We start from the raw sequence: 13,693 nt of genomic DNA on the forward strand, positions 1-13,693 counted from the left end.
CATTTATAACCATTCATTGAAGTAGGAATCCTCTGTGTTGTAACAAGTTTTTTGTATCATTCCACAATTTCTTCTGCATATTGACATCTCCGCCAGGGTATACAGGCATAATTGACTTGCCAGTTCCAACTTTGAAATATCCACCGGATACTCCTTGATACTGCGGATCTATAGCTAAACGAGTAATAATGTCTGCTCCTTTACGTGGATCTCCGATACGTAATAACTTCAAAATGCGCTCAAGCATTGATGCAAACCAAAGTTCACGTCCGAGACCCGTTACATTAAAGCCTGGATCTAGCGCATTAACGGTGACTCCGGTTCCACTCAGTTCACGTGCTATTTCAGCGGTAAACATAATATCAAGTAGCTTCGTTTTTCCATAAAGCTCAGACGAACCTTTGAGATTAAAAGTAGCTGTTTGGGTCAAATCCTCGGGTAGTTTAAGTTCACCGTGTCTGCGTGATGCTTCGGAAGCAACATTAACGATCCTGGAATTTCCTGCCTTAACTAAAGATTGCTGTAAAGTATGTGACAATAGCCACGGGGCCAAATAGTTCACCGCTATCATTTCCGCAAAACCTTCGGAAGTAATTCGCTGTTCAAATGCATGCAGTCCTGCATTATTCACCAGAACATCAATCTTTGGATAGGCAGCCGCAATCTCGTTTCCGACACGCCTGACGTCCTTCATTAACGATAAGTCACCGTAGAAAAAGTCAACTTCTGTTTTGGGCATTATATCCTTTAATATTTTTCTGGTCGTTTCCGCTCGATTCTTGCTTCTGGCAGTCAATACAAGATGTGCACCGCGCTTTGCTAGTTCAATTGCAACCAGTTGTCCAAGACCGTTTGTGGCGCCTGTTATTACAACAATATCGTTAGACTTCATATTGTCTCCTCCTCGTAGCAGTAATTCAAAGTCAAAAGAACAATTGATGATTTGCTTTATACCGCTATACCCGTCTCAATCCTTTGACAGGTAACAAATGTCGCTATATAATTGATATAAATCAACTATAGATTATTGTTTGATATATGTCAACTATTTTTCATTTGAGGTGAACTATGCATAATTATGAACCATCCAATATCATTCCGAGGACGCAGTTGGAACAGAATCTCGGCGAACAGATAAATGCACTCATTAGTGCTTCGCACGCGCTAAATGTCAGAACCGCAGCACGTTTCGACTCCTCATTACAGCCTGCTTCTTTTCTGATAATCCGTTGGCTCTTTTCATTCGGTCCAACGAGTGCCTCCGTTTTAGCGGAATCAACAGCCATGGACCGCAGTTCAGTTAGCCGCCTCGTCAATCAACTCAAGCTGATGGGTTATGTGACTAGAGAAACTTCTCCTGACGATCGCCGTGGAGTCCTTTTATCACTGACCGATCTTGGACGACAAAGGACTATTGAAGCTCTCAAAGAGAAAGAATCCGTATTTTATGAACGTATTTCAAAATGGGACGATGAACAACTCATTCATTTTATCGAAATGCTGAAACTCTTTAACGGCTACGATCACAAATAATGATTATTCTTCCTCAATAAACACAGAAAAGAAAAGGAATCCAGTCGCTGGATTCCTTTTCTTCGACCAATATTTCTCCACTAACCTTCAGTCTGACTATTAATCCGATAAAGCTTTGTTTTGCAAGTCCGCAGTATACTGATCTTTGTTATTGTCCGAAAACAATGATGTAACCATCCGGGTCTTGAATGTACAGATTTTTGAATGACATGCCGTTGTTATGAGTTTTTTCAATCGGTCCTAAAATAATGTTGGCTCCATTAGCTTTCATTTCTTCTATTAACGAATCAAACTCGTCGTAATTTATGTGTACAAACGTGTCCCAGCCCATATCGGGACCCGTCCAATCTGTCGGATAATTATCCCGTTTGGCCGATGCTTGATTGGATTTGACATCACTCGGATGCATTGCTTGCTGGAGGATTAATTTCATTCCGCCTCTGATTGCATGTCCCCAATAATTGACCTCACAACCAAGCACATCGCGATAATAAGCTAACGATTTTTCAAGGTCAGATACAAGCCTCACTTGCAAACTGTCGTAAAAAATTACCTTAGCTTTAGTATTTTCCATTTGTGAATACTCCTCTCCTTTATGTAGGTTAGTTGTTCCAACGGCATGTACTTTGAATGCAGTCGGCACCCGTTCTGGCTTGAAGCTGTCCGGATAACTTCGATCCTGATTTACCCAGATGTAATGGCCGTCGGGCGTATAAAACTTAAGATAGCCGCCGCAGCCGGTAAACTCCAACTCTTCCTTCAATGCCCCGCCGTTCTCCACCACACGTTCCTTAAGCGCCCCAATATTTTTCGAGTGCAGCTCCAGCCCGTGCTTCGGGCGGCCGTCGAGGATCCAGTGCATGGGCTGCGGATTCTCTGGGTCTGCCGCTTGGACTAGTTGAATCATCGGCTGATTTATTTCGCCGCTATTCACCGCCAGATAGATCGCATCCTCATCCGGTAGGGCTCTTTCAAACCCAAGCGCACGCTCGAAAAATACTGCCGTTCTCACCGGATCTGCGACGTGCATCGGAACGTGCCGGAAACCGGTTATGTTGGATTCGAACCGATCGTTGATACCGGAATCGGTTCGCTCGTATGCTCCGATCAGATGGCCTTCGGGATCGAAAAAGGACATATAACCGTCCGACGGTTCCATTACGATCTCAGCCTTCGCTTGCAATAGCCGTTCATGAAGCTGAACCAAACTTTTGACGTAAAAAGCTAGATATTCCTTCAACTTTCCGTCTACCGTTCCATGCAGATGACGAAATTCCGAATTCGGAGTTTCAAGGATATGCAATCCCGGGCCGATCCTGGGCGTCGTTTGCACGAAAGTATTGCTTTCAATCGGTCTTTCCGGATATTCCAACCGCAATCCCAAAACCTCAACATAGAATGTAACCGTTCGCTTAAGTTGGGTTGCGGGCAGCTGTACCAGCGTCATCAGATCGATACCCGACTCGAGTCCATTCGAAAGGCTGGCCGGTGGCTCTTGCGTACGATCCGAAGATTTTCCGGCTTGGCCCATAATGACTTTGAAAGCCTGAGTGACATATTGCGGTTGATAGTTTTCTTCGTGAACCTTCTTTGCGGACTTTTTCACTTCTGAGCACTCTCCTTATATGACCGGAATGTAGATTTTAACAAGGGTATCCCGCTCCACGTTCATGCCGTCGAATGGATGATATTCCGCAAACCACTGCCGCTCTTCATCCAACCGATAGTTACCGTAGGTTGCAATCCAGCGGAGCATCTTATCAAGAACACCGGTCAACGAGCCGTAAGTCTTGGAAACGCAGCAGGCATAAGAACCGTAACCAAAACATTTCTTTTCCAGTCCCTCTAGGTCAGGAGCATCCGTACCACCTATCAGAATCCCATTTTCCCACCAATATTGCTCCGAATCTTGATTGCCGTAATGAAAGGTCATATAGTATTTCCCTAGATTCGCCTGCCGGCTTTCATCAGACCCACTTTTGTACCAATCGATTAGCCTTTTTTCGGCTACCGCTTGAGCCTTGGCTCCGTATCCTCGGCAGAAAAAGGCCTGTATCTCCGAAAGCTCGACGACTACAATCGGTTCGTTATGAATCTTTCGTTGTACGGGAAGATACAGTTTCATTCTCGTTACCTTGCCGTTGTAAGCGATGAATTCTTCGATGTATTGATGCGTGCCGATTTCAAATGTGCTTTTCGGCAACCATTCGGACAATAGCCGGTTCCATCCGTCTTGAACGGTCTCTGGGGGAGATGCGACAATCTTTCTTACGGCATACAGCCCACCAACGAATGATTCCTCAGTAAAAGTACCTTCAACAATCCACTCTTCTCCATCCGCAATGAGCACGCGGTAACCAAATCGGGGTTCGCCGTCTTCTTCGGGAAGATCGACATTGCAGCCGAAAATCCGTAACTTGGGCTTAAAATTCCTCGCTGTCTCAAGCGCTCCGAGCTTTTCGCTAACAATCCGGAAGGCCTCATGTTCCATTCCTGCTTGCTGTCTGGAAATATGCAGATAGACGTACATCTTGTCCGGCATGAAGCGGATAACTCTTACGTCTGGAAATAGCTCCGATTGCTCCTTGTATTCCTTGTAGGCGACTTGCTCATGCAGGCGGATAGGTTCGAAGCTGAAGAAAATGTCAGCTTTGCGATAGACGGCCGGCGTCAACCCAACGATCTTCTTGAACATCTTGGCGAATGAATGATAAGACTCAAACCCGCTCTCCCAGGCGAGCTCCTCCACGGTACGTTTCGAGTTCCGCAGGTGATTGGCGGCGACGCTCATCCTTCTTTTGCGAATGTAGTCTTTGACGGGATGTCCGGTGAGCGCATAGAACACCCGGTACAATTGAGCGACCGAGATAAAAGCCTCCTCTGCAATCAAAGAAAGATCAAGCTCCTCATCCAATCGTTCCTCGATGTAGTCTATCGCCCTTTGCACGGACTCCACGTAACTCATTGTTTCACCTGTTATCCATGTCGTTTTGATTATCATTATACCAGAGGAAATTATCCCCATTATGTTCAAAATTCTCAGAAATCAAGAAAAAGAGCAGACGCCGTGGCGAACTGCTCATTCTTGATTGATTCCTGCTTAAAGATTCATCCTTTTCCATCAAGCAAATCGCGTCCACGACCGCAACGTTTGTGCCACGTCAACGCCTTCAAGAATCATCCGATTAATGTCGTCGTTAACCAACTGGCGACTGGCGTTCCATTTTCTGCTCAGGAAAAAGGCACCAAGCTGGACATGATGGAGTTCTTGGAGGTAGCGCGACCAAACGGGGTGATTCGTTAATCCCTGCTGTAACGCCTGAGATCTCGTATTCGGTAAAATCCAAGAACGGCTGGCAAGAATGTAGTGGCTCAGAAACTCCCAAGCCAGGCGAGGGTTCGCAGATTTCTTAGTGACGCCGGCCCCGGCCATATAGAGCATATTCGTTTCGACCCCGCCCGGCATTTTCGGCAATCCGACTACAGCATACTTGTGATCTGGGTCAGGATGATGGAAGAAGTGCCACCCGAACGTAAAGTTCATAGCTGCATCCTCATGCTTACGGCCTTCTTCCAATCCGGAAGGTTCGTTCGGCATTCGAATGATTTTGTGCACACGATAGGTATCGATAAGCTTTCGAAAGGCCTCAATCGTTGCGGGGCTGTCCACGTATCCTCTGGCTGTCGACCCGTCCGGCGATACATAACGGCCGCCATTACGCAGGATAAACGGCTCCCACCACTCAATATCAACGCCGATTCCGAATCCATACTGGGATGTTCTTCCCTCAGCATCGCGAATCGTGAGCTTTCTTGCGAGTTCCATCATTTCGTCCCATGTCCATTCATCGGTCGGATAAGTGAGTCCAGCCCGATCGAACATCTCCTTGTTATACATGATGAGCGGCATCATGATTTCGAGCGGTAATCCGGGCAAATTTCCTCCATGGCCGATAGCCTGTCGCAGACCCGGGTACCAATCCTCCTCCAGCCCTTTTAGCTCTGAGACATAGGGGGTCAGATCGATAAACAGACCGTCGGGGTTGCCGACAGGGAATCCGCCCAATTCGATAATGTCGGGCGGTTCCTCCGATTCCAATGCCTTCGCCGATTCGAAATCGTCAACAGCCTGTTGAATAATCAACTTTACGTTCGGGTTGGCTTGTTCGAAAGATTCTTTCGCTTCCATTAAGATATGCAAATAGTGTGGAATCTCCGTCATGAACCTTATTTCCGTCAATTGCTCTCCCATTATGCGAACCTCGTCCACGACCGCAGCGTTTGGGACACATCGGTACCATTTAGAATCATCTTGTTGATATCCTCGTTGATCAATTGACGTGACGAATTCCACTTCTCGCTTAGGTAATAACCGCTCGGACGTACGCAGTCGAGCTCTTTCATGTAACGCGACCAGAGGCGATGATCGGTTAGACCGCGCTCCTTCGCCTGAGATCGCGTGATCGGGAGCGGCCAAGAATGACGCTCAATGATATAATGGCGCAGAAACTCCCATGCTAGGCGCGGGTACTGCGACTTTGAAATAATCCCGGCCGCGCCCATGTAGATCATGTTCGACTGATCGCCTCCAGGCATTTTCGGCAGACCGACCACCCCGAACTTATCATCGATCTTGTGATAAATCAGACCGCCGGTAAACCACATGAAACCGAAGATCATCGCAAAACCCTCGTGAAGTTGACCTGCTTCGGAAGGCTCGTCCGGCTTCCGGATAATCCCGTGTACACGATACGCGTCAATCATCTTGCGGATCGCCTCTATAGTGGCCTGGCTATCAATATATCCCCTCGCCGTCGATCCGTCCGGAGACAGGTAGCTTCCGCCATTCCGGAAAACAAACGGCTCATACCACTCGATATCCACGCCTATCCCAAAGCCAAACTGCGAAGCTACGCCTTGCTCATTACGGATCGTCAGTTTTTTACCCACCTCGATAAAATCGTCCCATGTCCAATCCTCGGCGGGAAAAGTAAGCCCAGCACGTTCGAACATTTCCTTATTGAAGACGATGAGCGGTATGCTGACGTCGACCGGCAGTCCGGGCAGCATTCCGTTGTGGCGGGCGACCCGCATTGGTCCTTCGTAAAAATCCTTTTCGAGTCCCTCGGCATCTGCGACATAAGGATTCAGATCGACGAACATGTCTTTATTGTTAAACAGCGCCCACCCGCCCGACTCAATGATATCGGGCGCCTCATCGGATAGATAGGCGTTCTTCGATTCAAAATGATCGGTAGATTGCTCGATGACAATTGTTACACCAGGGTTGGCCCTTTCGAATGACTCCTTGGCATCCGCCACCTGTTGCAAATGTTGAAACTCCGTCATAAACCGCAGCTCTTTCATTGTCCGTTTCCCTCTTCCCCGGCCGTTATGGCGATACTTTTCTCTAGATAACCAATTGCAGCGCTTTCGAACATCTTGGCTTTCTCCAAATGCACGACGCAAACTTCGCGCATATCCGGTGACAGTACTTCCGACGTCCGGATGAACGGCACAAGCCGGCTGAGTTCATCCATCGCGTCTGCAGTTTGCTCATAGGCTTCCGACGCCAGCAACGCCAGCCGCATCGCCTCTCCATCAAGAAGTACGCCCCGCAAATAAAGCGCCGCATAACGCTTCGCCTCGGCATATACGGCGGATAACTGTCCCATCCCGTACCGGTTCGGCGCGATATGCGGGTTTTGCAGGTGACCGATCCAGCGATCATATGCTGCGAGCCCGGACGTGTAATTCAAGTAGGAAGTTCGCGGTCGATAGTCGCAGCCGTTCTTTGCGTAGTCGATTGCGAACCGGATCGTCCGCAGCGCTTGCTCGCGTGCCCTTGTCTCCCTTGATCTCCTCGCAGTTTTCCCCGCCGCCTGTTCCAGCTTACTGCCGAAACCAGCCAAAAACCGCACGGGATTGTCTGTCACATCATCGTACGAAAGAATTTTACCTTCTGGCAGCATCGGATCGGTAAGATGAACGACACGCGCCCCATCATCGTACCCATAGATAACCGACCATTCGTGCACATACGGTTTGGTAACCCGCGTATCGAAATACAGTACCGGCTTCCCGACGTCGATGTGCTTGCGGATAAACGGAATCACCGCCTCCTCAATCCGCAGCACGATCGGGAACCGCTCCACCGCCCCGAGCAGAGGCACGGGCGAGTCCGCCAGTTGACCGCAGAGAATCGAGATCTCATAGCCGATTTCCTTCATCAGCTCCTGCAGTACGGCCCTCCAATCAAACACGTAGATGCCGTCGGCGAACGTCGTTTTGTCCGAGAGTTTCATGCGGAATGCGAAGGTGGACACCCCCATGAATTCCGCGGCTTCCCATTGGTCACTTATTGCGGCGAGCATTCGACCGATATTGCTCACGAATGTCGACATAATTGGAGGATCTGCCTGCCAAGCCGGCATCTCAAGCAGCTTGTGTCTGGCCAATCCGCTTCCCTCCTTCTTCTCAGGCAATAGGCCGAGTGAGACACGAACATGCTCCTTGCGGAGCTTCTGGCGAGAGCGGTGGATATACGTGTAGATTGAGCCAGTCGTCATCCGGTACATGTCGGCGATCTCGTCAGGGCTCAGTTGGCGGAAAAAATAAGCCTTGAAAATATCGCGTTCCTTGCGGCTCAAGCAATGCAACAGCGAATGAATCGTTTCGTACATTTCCTTGCGCAGCAAATGCTCCGCCGGATCATGTTCCCTCGTCGCTGCATCGGCCGCCGTACGAGCCAGATGATAGAGGATGCTGTCTAGGTCCTCCCAGTCAACCCGTGAGCTATTGGTCTCAGAAGAGGTGAGTATGGAAACGAACGGTTGTTCTTTCCGGTGCGGACCGCCCCGGCGCAATCGCATATTTGCCTGGTTACGCACGATGCGGTAGAACCAGGGGAGGAACCGACTAGTATCGACGAGCGAGCCCATGTGCATAAATGCACGTATTAGCGCATCTTGTACAACGTCGTCGGCCATGTGGGGATCCCCTGTCAGTCGCTCCGCTAACCCTCGGGCTTTATTGCGATGCTGCTCGATTAACTCGCCGAACGCTTCGGTGTCCCCTTGTTGCGCACGCTCCACCAGTGACTGATCCCGATCGGCGGACGTCATCCCGGCGGGTACCGCCTTGTTAGCCGTACTTGCTCTGTCTTCCGCTTCGAATGCCATGCTTGCCTCCTCGCTTCTCATCGCCCTAATTATATGGATGCCGCCCAATCGTTCGATTTGAACAGTATTTAAAAATTATTTTTGTTCGTCCTTGATATAACGAGAAATAATTCGGCTTATGTGCTTAATTATCCTTTAACTTTTGCACTACTCAGAACTGCTGGATTACAAAAAAGTGCCTATGTCACTTCAAAGTGCGTACTTCTCATGTATAGTTCCTTCATGCAGAATAACAATATCAATATCAAAGCACAGTACTGAAGGAGCTGAAACACTTTGAAAAACGATTCTGCAACACCCCGCAAAGTCGCCTTGGTCGTGGGCGCAAATGGTGTTATCGGCCGCAACCTCATCGATCACCTTACTACTCTCCCCGATTGGGACGTGATCGGCGTATCTCGTCGAGGCGGAGAGTCTAACAGCCGTGTTCGGTATGTGGCTGCGGACCTGCTCGATATAGACGACAGCCGTGAGAAGCTAAACGGTCTAACTGAGGTAACGCACATATTCTATGCCGCCTATCAGGACCGTCCGACTTGGGCGGAACTTGTTCCACCCAACCTCGCCATGCTGGTGAACGTCGTAGAAGCTATTGAACCGATCGCGCCGGGCTTGATACACATCAGTCTAATGCAGGGATATAAAGTATATGGCGCTCATCTCGGTCCTTTCAAGACGCCAGCTCGGGAGACGGACGCTAACCACATGCCGCCCGAGTTCAATGTTGATCAGCAAAATTTCTTAGAACAACGGCAACAAGGCAAGGCTTGGACTTGGTCGGCGCTCCGTCCTTCCGTAGTTTGTGGCTTCTCGCTTGGAAATCCGATGAACCTTGCCATGGTTATTGCGATCTACGCCTCAATTTCGAAGGAGCTTGGACTTCCGCTGCGGTTTCCGGGTAAGCCGGGCGCGTACGACAGTCTCTTGGAAATGACTGATGCCGGGCTCCTCGCGAAGGCGACGGTATGGGCGGCGACGGATGAGCGTTGCGCCAATAAGGCGTTCAACATCACGAACGGCGATCTGTTCCGCTGGAACGAATTATGGCCGAAGATCGCTCACTACTTCGGTCTAGAGACGGCACCTCCGCTGCAGATGTCATTGGACGTCGTCATGGCGGACAAGGAGCCGCTTTGGAACAAAATGGTCGAGAAGCATGGGCTTGCTCCGAATTCTTATAATGACGTATCTTCCTGGCGATTCGGCGATTTCGTGTTCTCGTGGGATTACGATTTCTTCGCCGACGGAACGAAAGCCCGTCGACTAGGCTTTCACGAATTCATCGACACCGAAGCGATGTTTATGAACATCTTCGATGACTTCCGCCGGCGCAAAGTTATCCCATAACCTACCGTATGATATAAGAGAAGCCGGCCTTGTTTATGAGGTCGGCTTCATTACGTTATGTTTAGCTTAAAACTGCGGATTTGACAAAACGACAGCTTTCCCCCCGTACTTTCTCTCGATATGCGAATCCCCCCAACTGCACATCAGATGCAGGATCTCCTTTAGACTCCATCCGTAGTCCGTCAACTCATACTCGACTTTTGGCGGGACCTGATTGTATGAAATCCGAAAGATAACGCCTTCCTCTTCAAGCTCCCGAAGTTGCTGCGTTAACATTTTTTGAGTAATTGAGGGGATCAAGCTTTTCAATTCATTGTTACGTTTCTTGCCAAATGTAAGATAGAAGAGAATCACAGGTTTCCACTTCCCTCCGATTACCTCCAGTGTTGCTTCTACCGCAGTATTGTAAATCTTATCAGACTCTTCCATTACACCCTGCCTCCCTTCTTTGGCCATTAAGTGCTCGTTATTGACATTATAACTGTAACCCGCATATTGCACGAATGCGCATTAGGGGAATAAGGGAATGCTCCTCGTGGGCATGGCGATTATCGTTTCGCTGTTTAAGTTGAAGGGCGCCATTCAACCGGAAACGGAGAAAGCCGCGGTTAACTAGCTGTCTGCGCCGCTCCCCTCGCAACTGAGCAACCCTTGTACACAGAAAAGCAGACTGCCATAGCAGCCTGCTTTTCTATGCGTTATTTTTTGAACCGTAATTTAGCTCTAAATATTACCATTGAGATTGTTATTGCGCATACAAATACAGCAAGTATTATTAGTAAATATTTATTAACACTCTCGGGTTCTGTTAGATGGTTCAGGGCTCGAATATCTTTGCTTGCCTCGGCAATTAGTTTATTGCCACTACAAAGAGTGGTTGTTTCTTTTCCTTTCAAATTCTCAGTAAAAACTAAATACTTATTTCCTTTTTCAAATTCAGTTCCACACATTCCAAAGAAACCGCTAATCACATAATTATCAGCGAGGTGGCCCTTCCAGACCTTATCTACACTAAAAATATTTCCGCCTTCTTTATCTTTACTAACCAAAGTACCTGTGAACACGACGCTAGATAGCTCGAATCTTTCTTGGACGCTGGGTTCGCCGCAACTACAAGCAAACGCTTTATTAGGGCTAAGTACACAAACACTAATTATCATACATATAAACAAAACAGTTGGTACCATTCTTTTCATTTATCTGACACCCCACAATTAGTCGACGTAATCACTGATATAGACGGATACTGGAAAATATAGTTGCGTTTACCTGCCTGCTTAACGCAATGACGGCTGCCTCGCGGCAGCCGTTTTCCAAGTATCGATCATCCGTTGAAAGCCGACTATAAGGGACAGCCCAATGTTCTAAATTCAACTCACACGCTGAAAGCCGCCCCTGCCCATTCGTATTCAGGATCTTCCTGAGTGCCGTCCTTGTAGGTCGAGATGAGCGCCCAGCGATCTTTGCCCGAGACGTTAGGATAAGAAGCGTGGAAAAGGAGATCATGAAAGATGATCGCATCGCCTTGCGAAGCCTCTAGATCTATGATTTTCGACGAATCGAGATCCTCTGTCCTAATGCGGTTCACGAAACCGTTGCCATCGGTCGCTTCGGCTCCATGTGAGACGAACCCCTGCAAATGAGATCCGGGAACGATCCTCAAGCAACCATTACTCGGCGTAGCTTCGTCCAGTGCGATCCACACCGAATATTTATGGCTGCCTTTCCAATACGGATAATCCTGATGCCAAGGCGAACCGAAGTCCGTTGCCGCATTTTTGAATACGACTTTGTCGCTTAGGAAAATAACATGATCGCCTATGATTTCTTTCAGAGAAGCAACTAAACGCGGATGAGCTGCCGCCTCTTTGAATAACGGACTAAGGATGGACAGTCCGACCAGCACCCCGGATTTGCCAACGTCTTTCGTTTCCAGAATGCGTTTGCACTCCTCGTTATATGCTTGAGCCTCTTGAATCGAGAATAAGTTATTGATAACGACATAACCCTCTTGGGCAAACTTTTCTTTTATTAAGTTACTCACGCGGTGAACACTCCTTCTGGAGAAAATGATTTCTCGTTCTTCTGGATTTCAGTTGGCGTAAGGCCGACAGTACTTTTTATCATTCGTGCGAAATGGTAAGAGGTCTTAAAACCGCAGCGTTCAGCAACTTCTCCTATAGGCAAGCCGGTCGTACGAAGCAGTTCGACTCCCCGCAGCACCCGATAATTCCATAAATACTGCATAGGTGTCAGAGATTCATGTTGACGAAACAGACGAAGGAGGTGTCCTGTCGACACGAGGGCGGCATTGGCGAGCTCAGCCAATGACAGTTCCTCGCGGAATCTCTCCTTGATGAACGATTTTGTGAGCGATACCGCCGGGTGAACGTTAGAAGCGAAATGTTTACCGCACTCTTCGGCGTAAAGCTGGAATGCGCCCAGAGCAAGCGTATGACGAACGGTACTGTCCGGAAAATCCTGCTGTTGCAGCCCGACGAGAATATCGACAAGTTGGTTCATCCGCTCCGATATAGGCAGTATCCCCGGCAGCCGCGCCAATTGTACCAACACGTCCTCCTCGATCTCGTACGAGTGTATCGTTATCCAACGATGCCAAGTTTCTGTCTTTTCCGAGAAAGCAATACGTATCATTGTGTCTGGCATGAGCAGAACTACGTGGCCAGGGAGAACCTCGGTCACCTGCCCATCGATATCCAGAAACATCGATCCCGTATGCAGGAGCACGAGCTGCAGTTCTCGCTGAGGTCTTGGTCCGTATAGTTGGCCAGGCGGATTAGTGATCGTTCCTGCATAACATTCCTTTACCTTAAAGGTTGGAACCGGTCCCTCTTCCATCATCGCCATCGCTATACCTCCACCTCTGTCCTCTATCTAAAATAACTGATTCCCATTTAATTGAAAATGCATGGGAGAGGCTTTTTTGTGTCTGAGATGATCATTTATTATGGGCTGCTCTGCCAAGCATATCAAAGAGGCCCCTGCTATGCTCGTCCTAATACCATTGTGTGAGAATCATCAGCATAAAGAAGGTTCAATTTTAAAAACTGACGACATCAAAGATGAGCCGGCTACAGTGGTAGCCGGCTCAAGTGTTCCGTTAGCATCTGCCCATTCAATCTCAGTTAGTTCAAAAACATTTTCCCTATGGAATCGTGGTACGATAACTCCTGAGCCAATTAATATCTCTTGCGGCATTTGAAAGAAAATACAGTTCTCATTACTTAAAATTTGTGTCCGGAAGACCGGCCGTGATGCGATTTCTTCTTAAAAATCACTTACAACAGGCTGCCAAGGATATACTACCGGATTTAACAAAAAATTTTCTACTGCAGGATCTTTAAAGATTAAACCATTTAATATTCCTTCATCTTCAATATCAATAATTATCATTCCTCCAGTATGGTTTGAAAAAGGGCCTCCAGAATGAATTTTCAGTTCATTATTTTCTTCTCTGATTTTTAACCAATATTCCTTATGACCATTCCATTGTTGTTCCCAAAATGGTTTCTCTTTGTTCCAAATAAGCCCTTGAGTAAATAGAATTACATATCTTCTCATTCGATCCACCCCTAAATTATGTGATATAATTCACATACATTTGTTGGTAG

Annotated in this window: 13 protein-coding genes; 2 read left to right on the top strand and 11 right to left on the bottom strand. The window is 48.0% G+C overall.

Going from position 1 to position 13,693, the window contains the following annotated elements:
- Positions 1-13: 13 nt before the first annotated feature.
- Positions 14-892, bottom strand: coding sequence for an SDR family NAD(P)-dependent oxidoreductase (locus K7P76_RS24240; protein WP_232187964.1), 879 nt, complete (start codon positions 890-892; stop codon positions 14-16).
- A gap of 176 nt (positions 893-1,068) precedes the next feature.
- On the opposite strand from K7P76_RS24240, the gene K7P76_RS24245 reads away from it, so the two are divergent.
- Complete coding sequence (locus tag K7P76_RS24245) at positions 1,069-1,533, top strand: MarR family winged helix-turn-helix transcriptional regulator (RefSeq protein WP_232187966.1); 465 nt, start codon at positions 1,069-1,071, stop codon at positions 1,531-1,533.
- Positions 1,534-1,681: 148 nt separating this feature from the next.
- Here the strand turns inward: K7P76_RS24245 and K7P76_RS33520 are convergent, their stop codons facing one another.
- From K7P76_RS33520 to K7P76_RS24270, 5 genes are all read right to left on the bottom strand, one after another.
- Positions 1,682-3,139, bottom strand: coding sequence for a VOC family protein (locus K7P76_RS33520; RefSeq protein WP_232187974.1), 1,458 nt, complete (start codon positions 3,137-3,139; stop codon positions 1,682-1,684).
- Positions 3,140-3,154: 15 nt separating this feature from the next.
- On the bottom strand, positions 3,155-4,498 hold the full coding sequence (locus tag K7P76_RS24255) for a helix-turn-helix domain-containing protein (protein ID WP_232187984.1): 1,344 nt from the start codon (positions 4,496-4,498) through the stop codon (positions 3,155-3,157).
- Positions 4,499-4,654: 156 nt separating this feature from the next.
- Positions 4,655-5,785: an extracellular solute-binding protein gene (locus K7P76_RS24260; RefSeq protein ID WP_232187986.1), complete on the bottom strand. Its 1,131-nt coding sequence runs from the start codon at positions 5,783-5,785 to the stop codon at positions 4,655-4,657.
- Positions 5,785-6,900: an extracellular solute-binding protein gene (locus K7P76_RS24265; protein WP_232187988.1), complete on the bottom strand. Its 1,116-nt coding sequence runs from the start codon at positions 6,898-6,900 to the stop codon at positions 5,785-5,787. Before K7P76_RS24265 ends, K7P76_RS24260 begins: the two co-directional genes overlap by 1 nt.
- Positions 6,897-8,714: an RNA polymerase sigma factor gene (locus K7P76_RS24270; protein WP_232187991.1), complete on the bottom strand. Its 1,818-nt coding sequence runs from the start codon at positions 8,712-8,714 to the stop codon at positions 6,897-6,899. The genes K7P76_RS24265 and K7P76_RS24270 overlap by 4 nt, the downstream gene beginning before the upstream one ends.
- A gap of 276 nt (positions 8,715-8,990) precedes the next feature.
- Here K7P76_RS24270 and K7P76_RS24275 point away from each other — a divergent pair, with 276 nt between their 5' ends.
- The gene (locus K7P76_RS24275) at positions 8,991-10,061 is read left to right on the top strand and encodes an SDR family oxidoreductase (protein ID WP_232187993.1); all 1,071 of its coding nucleotides are present in this window, start codon (positions 8,991-8,993) and stop codon (positions 10,059-10,061) included.
- A 66-nt stretch (positions 10,062-10,127) separates the two neighbouring features.
- Here K7P76_RS24275 and K7P76_RS24280 read toward each other — a convergent pair whose 3' ends face one another.
- The 5 genes from K7P76_RS24280 to K7P76_RS24300 form a co-directional block, all read right to left on the bottom strand.
- Positions 10,128-10,490 carry a winged helix-turn-helix transcriptional regulator gene (locus tag K7P76_RS24280; RefSeq protein WP_232188002.1) on the bottom strand — a complete coding sequence of 121 codons (363 nt, stop codon included), beginning with the start codon at positions 10,488-10,490 and terminating at the stop codon, positions 10,128-10,130.
- Between the two features lie 269 nt (positions 10,491-10,759).
- Entirely contained in the window at positions 10,760-11,257 is a 498-nt protein-coding gene (locus K7P76_RS24285) for a hypothetical protein (protein WP_232188003.1), read from the bottom strand.
- A 179-nt stretch (positions 11,258-11,436) separates the two neighbouring features.
- Positions 11,437-12,105 carry a phytanoyl-CoA dioxygenase family protein gene (locus tag K7P76_RS24290; protein ID WP_232188005.1) on the bottom strand — a complete coding sequence of 223 codons (669 nt, stop codon included), beginning with the start codon at positions 12,103-12,105 and terminating at the stop codon, positions 11,437-11,439.
- The gene (locus tag K7P76_RS24295) at positions 12,102-12,929 is read right to left on the bottom strand and encodes a helix-turn-helix transcriptional regulator (protein WP_232188007.1); all 828 of its coding nucleotides are present in this window, start codon (positions 12,927-12,929) and stop codon (positions 12,102-12,104) included. The genes K7P76_RS24290 and K7P76_RS24295 overlap by 4 nt, the downstream gene beginning before the upstream one ends.
- 420 nt (positions 12,930-13,349) lie before the next feature.
- Positions 13,350-13,643 carry a hypothetical protein gene (locus K7P76_RS24300; protein WP_232188009.1) on the bottom strand — a complete coding sequence of 98 codons (294 nt, stop codon included), beginning with the start codon at positions 13,641-13,643 and terminating at the stop codon, positions 13,350-13,352.
- Positions 13,644-13,693: the final 50 nt, after the last annotated feature.

This window comes from Cohnella silvisoli (assembly GCF_021190915.1).
Classification (GTDB): domain Bacteria; phylum Bacillota; class Bacilli; order Paenibacillales; family Paenibacillaceae; genus Cohnella; species Cohnella silvisoli.

Excerpts from the sequence above, each read along its gene's own strand:
- K7P76_RS24280 (WP_232188002.1), bottom strand. The coding sequence starts at position 10,490 with ATGGAAGAGTCTGATAAGATTTACAATACTGCGGTAGAAGCAACACTG.
- K7P76_RS24255 (WP_232187984.1), bottom strand. The coding sequence starts at position 4,498 with ATGAGTTACGTGGAGTCCGTGCAAAGGGCGATAGACTACATCGAGGAA.
- K7P76_RS24265 (WP_232187988.1), bottom strand. The coding sequence starts at position 6,900 with ATGAAAGAGCTGCGGTTTATGACGGAGTTTCAACATTTGCAACAGGTG.
- K7P76_RS24295 (WP_232188007.1), bottom strand. The coding sequence starts at position 12,929 with ATGGCGATGATGGAAGAGGGACCGGTTCCAACCTTTAAGGTAAAGGAA.
- K7P76_RS24285 (WP_232188003.1), bottom strand. The coding sequence starts at position 11,257 with ATGAAAAGAATGGTACCAACTGTTTTGTTTATATGTATGATAATTAGT.
- K7P76_RS24300 (WP_232188009.1), bottom strand. The coding sequence starts at position 13,643 with ATGAGAAGATATGTAATTCTATTTACTCAAGGGCTTATTTGGAACAAA.
- K7P76_RS24240 (WP_232187964.1), bottom strand. The coding sequence starts at position 892 with ATGAAGTCTAACGATATTGTTGTAATAACAGGCGCCACAAACGGTCTT.
- K7P76_RS24245 (WP_232187966.1), top strand. The coding sequence starts at position 1,069 with ATGCATAATTATGAACCATCCAATATCATTCCGAGGACGCAGTTGGAA.
- K7P76_RS24270 (WP_232187991.1), bottom strand. The coding sequence starts at position 8,714 with ATGGCATTCGAAGCGGAAGACAGAGCAAGTACGGCTAACAAGGCGGTA.
- K7P76_RS24260 (WP_232187986.1), bottom strand. The coding sequence starts at position 5,785 with ATGGGAGAGCAATTGACGGAAATAAGGTTCATGACGGAGATTCCACAC.